Consider the following 15,948-nt stretch of genomic DNA (forward strand, 5'->3'; position numbering starts at 1 on the left):
ACCTGTTTTATTCCGTTGTTAATATCAACCATTTATTTTTCCAGACCGTCATTATTCCGAGTACAAATGCTATAAGTACAAGAAATAGACTTATCCCTACGTTTTTAATCATTGGATTTTCTCGACCATATCCAAACATTAATACACCTGTTAGTGGTAATAAAGCAATAATATACATTGATTTTTTATTCAGAAATTTATTTCCGCTAACTTTTAATATTTCATTTTTACTAAAATTATTCAGTTCTATTTTTTCACTTCCACACCATTGAATTTTAGCTTTTATTTCACCATTTTCTAGTTCATTTGGAATTTCAACAACTTTTTCTTCTCCGTTCTTTAATTCAGTCAGCTTTCTTTTTCCAACTAAAATTTCATACGAACAGTTTCTATTAAAACTTTCTTTCGGTCTTTTTAACGTGATTTTTTTCATATACATTATAACGTTTAGTATAACCTGCGTTTCAATACAGATTATACTATATTAATATCCAATTGCAGCACCATCTGAACTTGAAGAATCTGAGGCACCAATTAGAATTTTTTGTTTGTGGTCAATTAAAATCCCCATTAAGACACCTAAATTTGGTACAGGCTTTAACTGATGCCCCATGAGTTCAAGATTTCTCTTTGTGTCAGGAGAAAGTAGATATTCCTCGTATGAAATTATATCAGGTAACCACTGTTGATGAATTTTCATGGCTTCTATTGCCTTATCTATTCTCATATCGTATTCCAACACATTTAATACCGTTTGAAAAACCGTGTTAATAATGGTTCTTCCCCCAGGACTTCCTATCACAAGGTACGGTTGACCATCTTTAGCTACTATCGTGGGGGTCATACTTGATAGCATTCTTTTTTCTGGTTGAATGATGTTTGGATTTGTTCCAATCATTCCAGTACTAGTAGTTTGATTTGGTATTGGGTTGAAATCTCCCATTTCATTATTGAATATAAAACCAAGTTTTGAAGACCCTATTCCCGAGCCATAACTATGCTCTAGCGTATAAGTTAAAGAAACAGCGTTGCCATCTTTGTCTACTACAGAAAAATGGGTTGTATTAGCGCCATCATAAATTTGTCCAAACTTAGAAGAGTCACTAGGAGAAGCATGAGCCATGTCAATATTTTCAAAACGGGTTTTTGCAAATTCTTTTGAAATCAACCTATCTAATGGAATATTCGGGTTAAAATCAGGATCACCAAGATGCTCCGCTCTATCAGCGAAAGCTCTTCGCATTACCTCGGCAATTAAATGAACATATTCAGTAGAGTTGAATTGGATAGAATCCAAATTTGCCATTTCCATCATGTTCATCATTTCAATAAGTGCCACTCCACCTGAACTGGGTGGTGGCATCGAATAAATTTCATACGCCTTATATGTGCCTTTTATAGGTTTTCTTTCTACTGCTTCATATATCTCAAGATCCTTTTTGGTTATTATGCCGCCATTCTCTTGCATGAAAGTGACAATTTCTTTGCCAACTTCTCCTTTGTAAAAACCATCCTTACCCTTGTCCCTTATTGCTTTTAAAGTGTTCGCCAATTCGGGTTGTTTCCATATTTGACCAAACTTTGCTACCTTACCATTGTCAAGTTTAAAATAATCTTTCAAGAACTGAATTTCGGAGTTGTTATTAAAGAAAGTTGCTGCTCGAGAAAGTGACCAAGTCAATTTGAATCCGTCTTCTGCTAAATCAATTGATGGCTGCACCAACGTTGCCCATGATAATTTGCCGTAATTTTTATGAGCTAAATATAAGCCAGCCACTGTACCTGGTACACCAACAGACTTTAGTCCAATATGATTTATTGATGATTTTCGGCCATATAAATTTTGATCATTTAATAACGTCCCTTCATCATTAAGGAACATGTTGGGAGTCGCCTTTAACGGTGCTTTTTCTCGAAAGTCAATGGTAGTAGTATGACTTGAGGAATCCATATATACCAAAAAACCACCACCTCCAATATTACCTGCGGTTGGATGAGTTACCGCTAATGCAAAAGAAGTTGCCACAGATGCGTCTATAGCATTTCCACCTTTCTTTAGTATTTCGACTCCAACGGCGGAAGCTAACTCATTACTTGACACCACCATACCATGCTGTGCATAAGTCTGCGCAGTTATGCAATGGCATCCGACGGTAATAAAAAAGATAATAAAAGTTGCTATTTTTTTCATATTAATTATTTCTAATTTCCATTATCTATCTATAATCAAATATATGGAATTACTTAAAAGATAGTTGAATTTTTATAAATGATATTATTTGCGTGACATGAGGTGTTTCCATTATTATAATAGTATAAAAATAATTTTAAAGCTAGTGACTAATATAAGGTTAGGGGTTTCTATGATTTAAACAAGTTAATAATCCTGCTTTTTTTATACATCTATTATTATATAACAATTATCACTTAAGTTAACTGGTATTACCCAACTACACATCTTAATAGCGATTTAGTTAATTAGTGTCTGGACGGAAACAGACGATTTTTATAATTTGAATTATTTTTGATGTCATTTTTGTTTAGTTTTTATGAGTTGATACCTTAGTATCAAGCGATTAAAAATAAACTGAAAGGGCGCAAAAAGAAACAAATTTAATTTTGCTGTGTTTCCGTCCAGATACTAATTACTTGACTTTTTAAAATTTTTTAGCTAAGTCGTTTAACAATCGATAAAGTTCATTGAAACGGAACTTTATCTTTGCAGTTAAACGACCCTCCCCAAAAACAAAATAACGTTCAATTTAAAAAATTAAGATAGCAAATAAATGCGTTAGGGATTGAACGGCATGTTTGAGCTCGCCGACGTAGGAGGAAGCGAGTAGTGAAAGCCCGACTTTTTGTGATCCTGCGAGGTTTTAAAAACCTTGTAGGTATGAGCAAAAAGTAACGCCCAAACAATATTATAATTTAGATATGATTTTGCAGATTGCCACATCACACAAAAAATGTGATTCGCAATGACGTGCTAGTTTATTGCAAAAGGGGCACTCAACTTAAATGTAGGGATGGTAACTTGAAACTTTTTTGTAGTGGTAAAGTTTACCATACTGTAATGCCCTTGCATAGCACCAAATGGTGAGGTTAGTAAGCATCCAGAGGTATAGGTGTGTGATTCACCTGGTTTAAGCACAGGTTTTTTGCCAATAACGCCTTCGCCAGAAACGGTTTCTACGTTGTTTAGTGCATCTAAAATTTCCCAGTGGCGTGCGTTAAGTTGCACAGAATCTTTACTTTGATTTTCAATAGTTACCGTATATCCAAAGGCGTACTGTATTTTATAGTTTTTATAAAACGAGCCTTCGAAGGTAGTTTCTACCGAAATTTTTATGCCTTTTGTTACCTGTTGAACCATTGATGTGCAAAGTATTAGCGCGTGCTAAAATAATAAATATTAAGTGGTTAACGTAAATTTTAACGTCTTTGATAGAAAAATTAGATGAAATGCATTTTTAGCCTCCAATTTTTGTTAAATATCCGTTCTAATGAAGTATTGTAACGGCTTTTTTGATGTTTTATGCGGTTTAATTTGAGATATTGGTAGATGAAACCTGGTTAAACCCAATAATTCTGTCGTAACGAGCGCCTAAATCTCTGTAATACACTAAAACTTTGTAGTTGTTTTCGGTTTGCCAAAAATCACCGCTTATGGCGCCTTCGTTTAAATCTCCGTTTTTGTTTACAATAACATATTTGTAGTTATAGAACCCTTGTTTTAGTTTAAAATTGGTTTCGTATAGTCCGCTTTGTTCATTGAAAGTCATTTTATTATAATCGTCTAGTGCATAATTATTGTAATTGCCATAAATGTAAATGCTTTCTCCGTTGTTTAATTCTGGATATTGCAATGAAAAGTGGATTTGCACGTAATCTGCTTCAATAGTTACATCGTCTCTATCTATAGCTACAATTTTGAATTGCCCATTAATATCAGGGTTGTAGGTGTATGGCAAATTTTTTCTCGCAACATCTGTAAACAAATACGATTGGTAAATATCTTCAAGTGCAATGGATTGTACGCGAGAGGTTGCAGCTCTAACATCTTTAGTTTCAAAAAATAAATACTCGTTTCCACCAGGAAAAGCAGTTTCTTTTACATATCTGTAGATGAGTTTGTTGCCAATAGTATATTGCGGTTTTAGATTAGAAATGGTTGTATTTAAATTACTGTTTTGAATAATTAACGTTTTTACGGTTTGAAGCGGATTGTTAATTTGAGGACCAGAAGCAATTTCAATATCAACGGTTTGTGTAGTTTCTATGTTACTTACATCTCGCGATCTTTTAATTTCTATGCCAGGTGTAACGAGGTTTTCGTAAATCATGAATTTTCTTGAGAACACCAATTCATTATCCGTATCATAAATTGAAATAATATAATTACCTGATACCTTTAATTGTTTAGTTTGCGGATTGGGTATCGACATTTTATAGTGCGAATACATTTGAAAGGTGTTGAAAGAATTTGTGTAGTCTTGAATTCTAAAATTATCAATACCTAAAAGAAATTCAGATTTTATAAGAACAGATGCTTTCCAATCATAATCATAATATTCAATTTTATAATAAAAATCTGGTTCGTTTGAAACTAGAGCGTCAAACTCTAAATAAAATGTTTCGCCTAATTTGATAATAGGTAGTTCTCCTAAATCACTACTACTACTTTTAAATGTAATTGATTTTATATAATCTGGAGGATTTATTTCTTCTACTTGACCAAAAATAATACCAGTGGCAATAAAACAAAGCCATTTTAGAGAAAATTTGAAAGACATTCTACGCTTTTTTGTAAAGATAAGCAAATTCTATGCCTAAGGTTATTCTTTTATTTAGAATAAATATAAATAACAAACAGAGTGTAATTTGGCTGTCACATTAGCTATTTATTCGTATTTTTGCACCGATTTTTAGACAACTAATTTCAATAAAAATAAATATGTCAAACGACATTCATATTAAAAAAGGTCTGGACATTAAACTTTTTGGTGAAGCTGAAAAAACTGTTGAACAAGCAATTATCAGTAACTACTGCACCATAAGACCAGAAGATTTTCACGGCGTAATACCAAAACTTGTTGCAAAAGAAGGAACTTCAGTTAAAGCTGGAAGCACTTTGTTTTTCAATAAATCTCAAGAAGCGGTTAAGTTTTCATCACCAGTTTCAGGGAAAGTAGTTGAGGTAGTTAGAGGGCCAAAAAGACGTATAGACGCTATTAAAATTGAAGCAGATAAAACTCAAATTTTTGAAGACTTTGGAAAGTTTGATATTGATGCTTCAAAACCAGAAGACATTAAGGCGCATTTATTAGCTTCTGGGTGTTGGCCATTTGTAAAACAACGTCCGTATGATGTGATTGCGAATCCAGAAAAATCGCCCAAAGCGATATTCATTTCAGGATATGCCAGCGCACCACTAGCAGCCGATTTAGATTTTACCTTACAAGGAAAAGAAGCAGAATTGCAAGCGGCAGTTTCAGCCCTACTAAAATTAACTGAAGGTAACGTACATGTTTCTGTAGGTAAGAATGGGAATTCGCCACTAGCTGGTTTAGACGGTGTTACTTTGCATAAAGTTTCAGGGCCACATCCATCAGGAAATGTTGGAACTCAAATTAATAAAATTGATCCCGTTAATAAAGGTGAAGTAGTTTGGACGGTTAGCCCTCAAGACTTAGTTATTATTGGTGAGTTACTTTTAACAGGGAAATTTAATGCGGAGCGTATTGTTGCTTTAGTTGGGTCTTCAGTTGAAAAACCAAGATATTTTAAAACACTTGCTGGTAGTGAAATTGCTACTATTGTTTATGATAAGGGTGTTGCTAAAGACGGTAATGATCGTATCATTTCTGGAAATGTTTTATCAGGAAAGCAAATCGAACCAGACGGTAATTTAGATTATTACAGCAATGTGGTTTCTGTAATTCCGGAAGGCGATGATTATGAGTTCTTTGGATGGACAAAACCTGTATTTAATAAAGTATCTACATCAAGAGCATTAACCTTTTCGTGGTTAAACCCTAAAAAAAAATACGATTTAAATACCAATACAAACGGAGAACATAGAGCATTTGTAACTACTGGAACTTACGAAGAAGTTTTTCCTTTAGATATATACCCAATGCAAATCTTAAAGGCTTGTATGTATCAAGATTTAGATGAAATGGAAGCTTTAGGAATGTATGAAGTTGCTCCTGAAGATTTCGCATTAACAGAATTTGTGTGTGTGTCTAAGCAACCACATCAAAAAATAATAAGAGCAGGATTAGACTTAATGCTTAAAGAAATTGGATAAATGATTTATTTCGTTTAATCGAAATGAAAAATATTTAAGATTATTCATTTTTAAAAGTAAAATGAAAAATAAAACAGATGGGTTTAAAAAATAAATTACATAATTTTAAAGAAAAGAATAAGAATAAAAAGTGGATACCAGCATTTAGTGCAATCCATACGTTCTTATACTTGCCAAATGAGACCACACATAATGGAACTCATATAAAAGTTGCTGACGATTTAAAACGCACCATGAATACCGTTATTTTGGCTCTGGTACCGTGTTTAATTTTCGGAATGTTTAATGCAGGTTACCAACATAATTTAGCCGTTGGAGAAATTCAAGCAGCTGCAAGTGGTTTCTTTAGTTCAGAATTTTGGTCTATGGCCAACTTTACTATTGGCTTTTGGAAAATTTTGCCACTTATATTAGTGTCTTATGGTGTTGGTTTAGGAATTGAATTTATTTTCGCCATAATAAAGGGACACGAAGTTGAAGAAGGATACTTAGTAACAGGAATGCTAGTTCCATTAATTGTCCCAATAGATATTCCACTTTGGATGCTAGCAGTTGCAGTGGTTTTTGGTGTTATCATTGGTAAAGAAGTGTTTGGAGGCACCGGAATGAATATTTTAAATCCCGCTTTAACCATTAGAGCCTTTTTGTTTTTCTCTTACCCAACTTGGATGAGTGGCGATAAAGTTTGGGTTGAAGGCGCAGTTAAAAGAGGACAGGAGATTGCAGAAGGAGCCAACTTAGATGCCATTTCTGGTGAAACTATACTTGGAGGTATTGCCCAAAATAACCCAGTGACGCATACCGTTGCAGATATGTTCTTTGGTTTTATTCCTGGTTCTATTGGTGAAACTTCAACCCTACTGATTTTATTGGGAGGATTGTTTTTAATCTTTACCAAAATAGGAAGCTGGCGTATCATGCTTTCTGCTGTCATTGGAGCCGTAGTAATGGGGCTTATTTTCAACAGTGTTGTTGACGCTGGTTGGATTACACAAAGCAGTAAGTTCTATGGCTTAATGAGTACACATTATTGGCATCACTTATTAATAGGTGGACTTGCCTTTGGTATTGTATTTATGGCTACAGATCCAGTAACTGCATCACAAACCAATAGAGGGAAATGGATTTACGGATTTTTAATTGGGTTTATTTCAATATTAATCCGCGTGTTTAACCCTGCATATCCAGAAGGCGTCATGCTTGCCATTTTATTAATGAATGTGTTTGCCCCAACAATTGACCATTATGTGGTTCAAGGAAATATAAAACGCCGTCTAAGACGTCTTAAAGTAAAAAAAGTATAGCAATAATGGAAAAGACAACTGATAAAAATTCTTATACCCTACTTTTTGCCATTGGAATGGTTGTAGTGGTTGGCTCAATATTGGCTTTTGCTGCATCAGGATTTAAAGATAAAATAGATGAAAACAAGCGTATAGAAAAACAACTTAATATTTTGTATGCGATGGGTGTAAACGAGAATGAAGAGAGTAGCATGAGCTTTGTTTCAAAAGATATTGTTGAAGATGAGTTCAAAAAATATATTACCAAACAGTTTATAATCCAAGGAGATAAAATTAGCGAAGATAATAACGCTTATTTGCTAGACCTTAAAAAAGAACATGCTTTGGCTAAAGGTCCAAGCCATGTAAGACGCTTGCCTTTACTTATAGGAGAAAAAGACGGTATAAAATATTATATCGCACCAATAAGAGGAAAAGGTTTATGGGATGCCATTTGGGGTTATGTGGCATTAGATGAAAACATGGTGGTTCTAGGTGCGTTTTTTGACCATAAAGGTGAGACGCCTGGTCTGGGAGCCAATATTAATCAACGTTTTTTTATGGATGATTTTATTGGTGAATATTTATTTGACGAGTCTAATAACTTCAAAGGTATTAATGTTTCAAAAAGTAATGCAGACCCAAAAAACATGGATAAAAAAGACAATGAGGTAGATGCCATTGCAGGAGCAACTATAACAGGAGATGGTGTATCGGCAATGATTAAATCTGAATTGAGACTATACCTACCTTATTTCGAAAATTTAAAAAACTAATTTATGGGACTTTTATCAAAAAAAGATGCAAGATTAATACTAGACCCTTTAGCAGATAATAATCCAATAACCATTCAAGTATTGGGTATTTGTTCGGCATTGGCAATTACAGCAGAGTTGGAAGCTTCTATTGTTATGTCAATTTCTGTACTATTTGTGTTAGGTGTAGGGAATGTGATTATTTCATTGATGCGAAATATTATTCCATCAAAAATTAGGATTATAGTGCAGTTAATAGTTGTTGCAACACTGGTAATTATAGTAGATCAGGTACTAAAAGCCTACGCTTATGAGTTGAGTAAAACACTATCGGTATTTGTTGGATTAATTATCACGAACTGTATCATTATGGGACGCTTTGAAGCATTTGCTTTAGCTAACAAGCCTTGGCCATCTTTTCTTGATGGCATTGGAAATGCCTTAGGATATGGTCTCATTTTGGTAATTATTGGGTTCTTTAGGGAATTATTAGGATCTGGAACCTTACTTGGGTTTAAAGTTTTAGGAGATCCTATCGAAAAAACTGGAGTCTATGCTTTAGGTTATGAAAACAACGGATTTATGCTACTATCACCTATGGCACTTATAGTGGTTGGGATTATTATTTGGATACAACGCTCAAGGAATAAAGATTTATTGGAAGACGAACTTGTAGGACATTGTGATATATAATAAACAATGATACTAGAAGTCAATAAATAAGTTTTAAGATTACAATACATAAAAAAATGGAACACATAGAGTTATTTTTTAAATCAATTTTTATAGACAACTTAATATTTGCCACATTCCTTGGGATGTGCTCATACCTTGCAGTCTCTAAAAAAGTTACTACAGCGATTGGTTTAGGTTCAGCTGTAATATTTGTGTTGGCAGTAACCGTACCCTTAAACTGGTTATTGGATCAATATATTTTACAAGAAGGTGCATTGGCTTGGTTAGGACCTGAATTTGCAGAATACGACCTTAGTTTTCTGTCTTTTATATTATTTATTGCAACCATAGCTACTATGGTGCAATTAGTAGAAATAGTTGTAGAAAAATTTTCGCCAGCATTATATAATTCATTAGGGATTTTCTTGCCATTGATTGCAGTAAACTGCGCCATTTTAGGAGGGTCTTTATTTATGCAATCTCGTGAGATTGAAACCTTAGGATTAGCTTTTAATTATGGAGTGAGTTCTGGTATTGGTTGGTTTTTAGCAATTTTAGCTATTGCAGCCATTCGCGAAAAAATCAAATATTCAAATGTGCCACCAGCATTAAGAGGATTGGGGATTACATTTATTATCACTGGTTTAATGGCAATTGGGTTTATGAGTTTTGGAGGGATGTTGACTGGAGGAGATGAAGAAGCAAAAGAAGTGAAAACGGCAGTAATTGAAAGTAACCCAAGTGAAGATGAAATTAAGATGGCCAAACAAGTTAAAAAAACAAAATCAATAGCCGATAATAATATTAAAGTAATAAAGTAACATGATCTTAACCGTAGGTACATTAGGAACAGTCGTAGCCACAATAGTAGCTTTTTTAGTAGTGACATTGTTATTGGTAACATTGTTATTGTTTGTAAAACAAAAATTAGCACCTTCAGGCCCTGTAATGATTACAATTAATGATGAAAAGGAAATTGAAGTGGCTTCTGGCGATACACTGCTTACAACCTTAGGCAACCAAAAAATATTCTTACCATCAGCTTGTGGTGGAGGTGGTACCTGTCTTCAATGCGAATGTCATGTATTATCAGGCGGAGGTGAAGCTTTACCTACTGAAACGCCTCATTTCACAAGAAAAGAACTGCAAGAAGGGATACGTTTAGCATGTCAAGTTAAAGTAAAACAAGACATGGTAATTACTATTCCAGAAGAGGTATTTGGTATTAAAAAATGGGAAGCAACTGTAGTAAGAAATTATAATGTAGCTTCTTTTATTAAGGAGTTTGTTGTTGAAATTCCTGAAGATATGGGTTATAAAGCAGGAGGATATATTCAAATAGAGATTCCTCCTTGTGAAGTCAAGTTCGAGGATATGGACATTACTGCCCATCCTGAAGAGCACGAAACACCAGATAAATTTCAAGATGAATGGGACAAGTTTAAATTGTGGCCATTAGTAATGAAAAATACAGATACAGTTGAAAGAGCTTACTCAATGGCGTCTTATCCTGCTGAAGGTAAAGAGGTTATGTTAAATGTGCGTATTGCCACACCTCCCTTTGATAGAGTCAAAGGAGGTTGGATGGATGTTAATCCAGGCATAGCTTCTTCTTATATATTTAATCAAAAACCAGGAGATAAAGTTACAATTTCAGGACCTTATGGAGAATTCTTCATTAACGAATCTGAATCTGAGATGCTTTATGTAGGTGGTGGTGCAGGAATGGCACCAATGCGTTCGCATTTATACCACTTATTCAGAACTTTAAAGACAGGTAGAAAAGTATCGTATTGGTATGGTGGACGTTCTAAGCGCGAATTATTTTACTTAGATCATTTTCATCAATTGGAAAAAGATTTCCCGAATTTTAAATTCTATTTAGCATTATCTGAACCTATGGAAGAAGATAATTGGAAAGTAAAAGAAAATATTGATGCTCCTGGAGATGGTTTTGTTGGATTTATTCACAACTGTGTAATTGATAACTACTTAAATCATCATGAGTCTCCAGAAGATATCGAATTATATTTCTGTGGACCTCCATTAATGAACAAAGCAGTTCAAAAAATGGGAGAAGATTTTGGTATCCCAGATGAGCATATTAGATTTGATGACTTTGGAGGATAGATTGCTAAGCGATATTTGATTAAGCTTGTTATATCGTACTTGACGCGGAATCCACTTAAAATAGGAATCTCATAAAAATTTTTCTCAGACCTGTCAGGTTTTTAAAACCTGACAGGTCTTTTTTTGTTTTTGAGCGTAAATGGTTTATTTTGATTAAGAAGATAATTCATATTTAGGTCTTTCATCTTCAAATTCAAACAACCTTTTGTAATCCATCACATTTTTAATGTTATCCAATTCGCATAAAAAACTGATAACAGCACATAAACCATTAAATAAAACCGCTTTATCCGTCGGATTCTGTGGCTTTTCATTTTTATAATGTAACGGTAATTGGTAGCCACAAGTATTTAGGAATATGTTTTCAATTTTTAATAACTCTAATGGCGAATAGCCATTAAATTTTCGACCTAAAGCTTGATGCACTTTACCAACATAATTAAGTTCCAAAGCACCATGAGAATCTGATAGATGTTTCCAACTATCAGTATGATTCAAAATATTGCCGACGGCACATTGCTTACAACATTCTGGGTTTAATGTGTTATTATGAAACGCTGTGTAGAGTTTTCTTAAAGCCGATTCTAAACGAGGAGTCGTTTTCATAAGGTATTGTTTTTACCTGAAATTACTAAAAAGATTTATTTTAACTGTGAAATTATTCTTAAATTTTTCAAAAGCAAGTACGAATGAAGCTTTTACAACCGTTAGTTTATCATGAAGAATATTTTAAGAATTGTTGTTGTTTTAGTTTTGTTGGTAGTAATATTTCTGCAGTTTAAACCTGATGAAAAAGCAATCAAAACTATTGCTGCTGTTATTGAAACGCCTAGTTTAATAAACAAAGATAGTCTCACTATAAAATCTAGAATAAATACCCCTAATGGTTATAAACGTGTTGCATATACAAAAGGAAGTTTCCAAGACTATCTTCGTAATTATAAGCTAAAACCTTTTGGTGCTAAAATTATAAATTATGATGATACTGAATATTTCTGGCAAGGTGGCCATATTGGAATCTTAAATATCCCCGTACCAAAAAATGGCTTGCAACAATGTGCAGATGCTCTCATTAGAATTAGAAGCGAATACTTTTGGAAGATTAATCAAAAAGATAAAATTGGCTTCAACTTTACTAGCGGACATTATTGTTCTTGGAAACAATATGCTGAAGGTTATAGACCAATAATAAAAGGTAATAAGGTGTCGTTTAATAAAACTGCTTCAATAAATCACTCAAAAGAAAATTTCTATAAGTATTTAAACTTGATTTATATGTATTCTGGGACGTTGTCGCTTTATAATGAACTGCCTAAAATTAATGATGCCAAAAATTTAAAATTGGGTGATATGCTAATTAAAGGTGGTTCCCTTGGGCATATTGTTATGATTTGTGATGAGGTTGTAAATCAGAAAGGGGAGAAGTTGTATTTATTGTTTCAGGGCAATACACCCGCCCAAAGTGTTCATTTAGTTAAGAATTTAGAGGATGCTGTAATTTCACCTTGGTATAGCTTAAAAAAGGATGCTGTAATACCTGTTTCTAATTATACATTTATGAATTCTAAGTTTGTAAGATTTAAATAATTTCTTCTTTTATTTTCTACGCGTTTTAATAATAAAAATTGTAGCAAGAATAACTAATAAGGCACTCAATAGGTACCATAAAATATTTGTTGAAGTTTGTAACTCAATTGGTGAAGTATCACCAATTAACACCAATCCTGCCCAATATTGTGGCGAAACTGTTCTGCCTTCTGCTAAAGAAATATAGTCAAGCTTAGCTTTTTTAAGTGCTTTATCTTTGGCTAATCCATTAGAAATATTTTTATAAAACAAATCAATAATTTTAGCACTAGATTGTTCATCAATTTTCCAAAGGCTAGTTAAAATGCTTTCGCTCCCAGCATAGTTAAAAGCATGTGCTAAAGAAATCATGCCTTCTCCTGCCTGATAGGTTGGTTTTCCTGTTTCGCATGCTGTAAGTATTGCTAAATTTGAATTTAGATTTTGATTATAAATTTCATAAGTATAAAGAGAATTATCTTCGTCAGAACTGTTTTTAGCAAAAATTAAACGCGATAATTCTGGGGTTATATTATTTGATTCAGCATGGGTTCCTATATGAATTATTTTATGCTCATTAGCTTCGTTTGTAAATATTTGTTTGGAAGCTCTTTCATTTATAAAAAAGTCGCCATTAAATAATCTGGAATACTCTTTTGCCAAATCTACACTAAACGGTTGTGGTAGTAAACTAAGGTAAGTCTTGTCTATGGAAAGAGAATCAGTAATTGCCAAACTATACTCTTCCTTCATTTTAGTATTAAACTCAGGAGCAAAGGCCACAAAATCATTTTTATAGTCAATAATTTTTTTGGCTTTATCCAGTAATAATAAACTATAATTATAAGAAATAGTATGTTTTGCAAGAAGGCTATTGGTGGCTATCTCTTTAAATGAACTTATTCGTTTTGGTGTTAAACTTTCAAAACTTAAATTGAATAATTCACCATCAGGAATTATGATAATATTTTCAGTATTGATTTTGTTTTCTATGGGTTTCCATAACTGTTTATATAATTCATAAAGTTTTAAACTAGTGGTTTCAATATTTGATTGGTCTATGGATAATTGCGAAATATAAGCTAGTACATTTTTGGCGTCAAGTTTTAAAATATACTTGTCATTTGCAGTTATAACTACGCCATATAAACTTTCTTTAATAAACAAATAACGAATGGCGGTAGTGTTTTTAGGTATCTTTTTATATATACTATCTAATGGTTTTTCAATAGTGGCATAACGCATTTTATAATATTTTGGGTAAGCTGTTTTTAGTGTGTCTAAAAAGTTATGCCATGTATCATTATTTAACATTAATAATTCAAAATTTGCTTCCTTGTTGTTTTGCAATGCTCTTAGCTCATTTTCTCTATCGGCTATATGTTTTGGTATGTTGGAAAATGAAATATTAGGCTTTGTATTTAATCTAGCCCTTATTCTATTGTATAGCGCAGATTCATGAAGACTTATTGTTTTATCTAAATATGAAGTGTTATTGGTTAGATCGTACAATTCTAAATTTATTTTTTTTGCAAAATCAAAAACTGTTGTATTGTCTTCTATTAATGTGCTTATATCTTTAAACGAATTGATGGAAATTTTTTTTTCTTCAATGGCTTTAATAGCATTATCAACATCAGATAATATGTCTTTTAAAAATATACTATCTTTTGTTTCGGACAGGTGAAATTTAGATTGTGCATTTATAATATAAATTTCTGCTTTATCTTCCTCAAAATAAACCTTATCAATAGTTTTATCAGAATCATTTTTGCTATAAATTATTAAGCTTTTGTTAGTCCACATTAAGCTTTCTTTATACATTTTTAAATTGAAATATACTTTGGCGAATGTGAGCATTAAAGCATTTGTAAAATAATCTTTTTCTCCTTTGGTTTTATAAAAATAATCGTAGGCATCTTGAACTGTGTTAATAGCTTTTTCTTTGTCTCCAAATTTAGAATAGGCTAGAGCCAAATTCATAGTGTTATATAGTTTGTTTGAATCATAAGCATTAGGGTTTGATTTAGAGTAATTTAAATCGCTTAGTTCTCTGTACTCTAAAGCTTTATCAAATTCATTAGTTAAGTGGTAAATATTTGCATACTCATTATATAAAAATGCTTTGAGTTGAAAATTATCTCCTACTATTTTCTCTAAACTTGTACTTGCATTATCTAAATAGTATATGGCTTCTTCAAAATCTCTTCTTTGTATTTTTACTTCAGCAACAGATAAAGAAGCCATAAAATATTCTTGTGAATTTTCAGGAAAGTTTTTTTTAGTATAATCAAATGCTATTTTTGTAATAAAATCAGATTTTTCAAAATCGCCTAAATCATAGTAAAGTCCATTTAGGTTACTATATCCAATCATAAGATTCCTTTTTACACGGTTTTCTAGAGGATGGTTTTTCGTTTTTTCAAGAAATTTTTTTGCTAGTTGAATAGATGATTGAATTAAAAATTTTGCCTCTGTAGGTTTACCTTGATTCAATTTTATTAAAGACATATTTCCTTTAATAGCGGAGGGTAAGTATAGTTTATTTTCTTCGTTTTGTTCTAAATTTGGGATGTGCTTTAATGCTTTTTCAAAATAATAGATGGCACTATCTTGCTTAGAGGTAAAAAACATAAGAGCTCCAAACAAGTTGTAAACACGTGCTGTTATTTTAAATCTTGAATTTGGGTTATTAACTATTATACTATCAGCTTTTCTAATATGTGTATCTAGAAGCTCTACTTGTCCTAGTTTCATGCCATAATCTGCTAAATAATACGCGCTATTTAGTAAACTTGTAGCATCATTATATTTTAAAGCATGAGCTTTAGCTTTTTCACCATAATTATAAGCTTCTGGTAAATTTCCTATGTCTAAGCAAAGTTTAGAAAACTCAATATTGGCTAGATGAAGTGTTTCAGAATTTGAAGTGGATTTTTCAATATATAATAATAAATCTTTGCTGTCTGATTCAGCTTTATTAAAGTTATCTCTGATAATACTTATTTTCCCTAAAGGAAATATGTAATAAACTAATTCATGATAATTTTTGTTTTCTTTTAATTCTTCAACATCACTTTTTATAATTGATTCTGCTTGGTTTAATGAATCTTGCTCTATGAGTGTATTTATGCGCTCTATTTTAGTTTGAGCTTGAAACTTAAGCACACTAAAAAGAAGGATGACATAAAAAATGCACCTAAAATTTGTAATTTCATTAAGCATTTGA

General features: G+C 32.5%; 13 protein-coding genes. 7 read left to right on the forward strand and 6 right to left on the reverse strand.

The annotated features are described in order from the left end of the window. Nucleotides 1-7: 7 nt before the first annotated feature. The 4 genes from AAC024_RS04595 to AAC024_RS04610 form a co-directional block, all read right to left on the reverse strand. On the reverse strand, nucleotides 8-433 hold the full coding sequence (locus AAC024_RS04595) for a hypothetical protein (protein ID WP_339894038.1): 426 nt from the start codon (nucleotides 431-433) through the stop codon (nucleotides 8-10). Between the two features lie 51 nt (nucleotides 434-484). After that, complete coding sequence (gene ggt, locus AAC024_RS04600; RefSeq protein WP_339894039.1) at nucleotides 485-2,107, reverse strand: gamma-glutamyltransferase; 1,623 nt, start codon at nucleotides 2,105-2,107, stop codon at nucleotides 485-487. Between the two features lie 879 nt (nucleotides 2,108-2,986). Then, nucleotides 2,987-3,373, reverse strand: a complete 387-nt coding sequence (gene apaG / locus AAC024_RS04605) for a Co2+/Mg2+ efflux protein ApaG (protein WP_339894040.1) — start codon at nucleotides 3,371-3,373, stop codon at nucleotides 2,987-2,989. A 169-nt stretch (nucleotides 3,374-3,542) separates the two neighbouring features. Beyond that, nucleotides 3,543-4,793 (reverse strand): type IX secretion system plug protein domain-containing protein, encoded by a 1,251-nt coding sequence (locus AAC024_RS04610; RefSeq protein ID WP_339894041.1) that lies wholly within the window; start codon nucleotides 4,791-4,793, stop codon nucleotides 3,543-3,545. Between the two features lie 161 nt (nucleotides 4,794-4,954). Here AAC024_RS04610 and AAC024_RS04615 point away from each other — a divergent pair, with 161 nt between their 5' ends. The 6 genes from AAC024_RS04615 (at nucleotide 4,955) to nqrF (ending at nucleotide 11,153) form a co-directional block, all read left to right on the forward strand. Further along, nucleotides 4,955-6,310 carry a Na(+)-translocating NADH-quinone reductase subunit A gene (locus AAC024_RS04615; protein ID WP_339894042.1) on the forward strand — a complete coding sequence of 452 codons (1,356 nt, stop codon included), beginning with the start codon at nucleotides 4,955-4,957 and terminating at the stop codon, nucleotides 6,308-6,310. Between the two features lie 77 nt (nucleotides 6,311-6,387). Next, nucleotides 6,388-7,614 (forward strand): NADH:ubiquinone reductase (Na(+)-transporting) subunit B, encoded by a 1,227-nt coding sequence (locus AAC024_RS04620; protein WP_339754487.1) that lies wholly within the window; start codon nucleotides 6,388-6,390, stop codon nucleotides 7,612-7,614. A 5-nt stretch (nucleotides 7,615-7,619) separates the two neighbouring features. Further along, nucleotides 7,620-8,369: a Na(+)-translocating NADH-quinone reductase subunit C gene (locus tag AAC024_RS04625; RefSeq protein WP_339754484.1), complete on the forward strand. Its 750-nt coding sequence runs from the start codon at nucleotides 7,620-7,622 to the stop codon at nucleotides 8,367-8,369. A gap of 3 nt (nucleotides 8,370-8,372) precedes the next feature. After that, nucleotides 8,373-9,041, forward strand: coding sequence for an NADH:ubiquinone reductase (Na(+)-transporting) subunit D (locus AAC024_RS04630; RefSeq protein WP_339894043.1), 669 nt, complete (start codon nucleotides 8,373-8,375; stop codon nucleotides 9,039-9,041). A 56-nt stretch (nucleotides 9,042-9,097) separates the two neighbouring features. Next, a complete protein-coding gene (nqrE, locus tag AAC024_RS04635) occupies nucleotides 9,098-9,844 on the forward strand; it encodes an NADH:ubiquinone reductase (Na(+)-transporting) subunit E (RefSeq protein ID WP_339894044.1) in 747 nt (248 codons plus the stop codon). Between the two features lies 1 nt (nucleotide 9,845). Continuing rightward, on the forward strand, nucleotides 9,846-11,153 hold the full coding sequence (nqrF, locus tag AAC024_RS04640; RefSeq protein WP_339894045.1) for an NADH:ubiquinone reductase (Na(+)-transporting) subunit F: 1,308 nt from the start codon (nucleotides 9,846-9,848) through the stop codon (nucleotides 11,151-11,153). A 153-nt stretch (nucleotides 11,154-11,306) separates the two neighbouring features. On the opposite strand, the gene AAC024_RS04645 is transcribed toward nqrF, so the two are convergent. Beyond that, nucleotides 11,307-11,759 (reverse strand): Na(+)-translocating NADH-quinone reductase subunit F, encoded by a 453-nt coding sequence (locus AAC024_RS04645; RefSeq protein ID WP_339894046.1) that lies wholly within the window; start codon nucleotides 11,757-11,759, stop codon nucleotides 11,307-11,309. Nucleotides 11,760-11,870: 111 nt separating this feature from the next. Here AAC024_RS04645 and AAC024_RS04650 point away from each other — a divergent pair, with 111 nt between their 5' ends. Further along, nucleotides 11,871-12,740 (forward strand): DUF4846 domain-containing protein, encoded by an 870-nt coding sequence (locus AAC024_RS04650; RefSeq protein ID WP_339894047.1) that lies wholly within the window; start codon nucleotides 11,871-11,873, stop codon nucleotides 12,738-12,740. Between the two features lie 9 nt (nucleotides 12,741-12,749). Here the strand turns inward: AAC024_RS04650 and AAC024_RS04655 are convergent, their stop codons facing one another. After that, entirely contained in the window at nucleotides 12,750-15,944 is a 3,195-nt protein-coding gene (locus tag AAC024_RS04655; protein WP_339894048.1) for a CHAT domain-containing protein, read from the reverse strand. Nucleotides 15,945-15,948 lie beyond the last annotated feature (4 nt).

Origin of the sequence: uncultured Algibacter sp. (genome assembly GCF_963976535.1) — a bacterium.
In the GTDB taxonomy this organism is placed as follows: domain Bacteria; phylum Bacteroidota; class Bacteroidia; order Flavobacteriales; family Flavobacteriaceae; genus Algibacter_B.

Bases quoted from the DNA above. Each gene is read 5' to 3' on its own strand.
- AAC024_RS04595 (WP_339894038.1), bottom strand. From the start codon at position 433: ATGAAAAAAATCACGTTAAAAAGACCGAAAGAAAGTTTTAATAGAAAC.
- ggt (WP_339894039.1), bottom strand. From the start codon at position 2,107: ATGGTGGTGTCAAGTAATGAGTTAGCTTCCGCCGTTGGAGTCGAAATA.
- apaG (WP_339894040.1), bottom strand. From the start codon at position 3,373: ATGGTTCAACAGGTAACAAAAGGCATAAAAATTTCGGTAGAAACTACC.
- AAC024_RS04610 (WP_339894041.1), bottom strand. From the start codon at position 4,793: ATGTCTTTCAAATTTTCTCTAAAATGGCTTTGTTTTATTGCCACTGGT.
- AAC024_RS04615 (WP_339894042.1), top strand. From the start codon at position 4,955: ATGTCAAACGACATTCATATTAAAAAAGGTCTGGACATTAAACTTTTT.
- AAC024_RS04620 (WP_339754487.1), top strand. From the start codon at position 6,388: ATGGGTTTAAAAAATAAATTACATAATTTTAAAGAAAAGAATAAGAAT.
- AAC024_RS04625 (WP_339754484.1), top strand. From the start codon at position 7,620: ATGGAAAAGACAACTGATAAAAATTCTTATACCCTACTTTTTGCCATT.
- AAC024_RS04630 (WP_339894043.1), top strand. From the start codon at position 8,373: ATGGGACTTTTATCAAAAAAAGATGCAAGATTAATACTAGACCCTTTA.
- nqrE (WP_339894044.1), top strand. From the start codon at position 9,098: ATGGAACACATAGAGTTATTTTTTAAATCAATTTTTATAGACAACTTA.
- nqrF (WP_339894045.1), top strand. From the start codon at position 9,846: ATGATCTTAACCGTAGGTACATTAGGAACAGTCGTAGCCACAATAGTA.
- AAC024_RS04645 (WP_339894046.1), bottom strand. From the start codon at position 11,759: ATGAAAACGACTCCTCGTTTAGAATCGGCTTTAAGAAAACTCTACACA.
- AAC024_RS04650 (WP_339894047.1), top strand. From the start codon at position 11,871: ATGAAGAATATTTTAAGAATTGTTGTTGTTTTAGTTTTGTTGGTAGTA.
- AAC024_RS04655 (WP_339894048.1), bottom strand. From the start codon at position 15,944: ATGCTTAATGAAATTACAAATTTTAGGTGCATTTTTTATGTCATCCTT.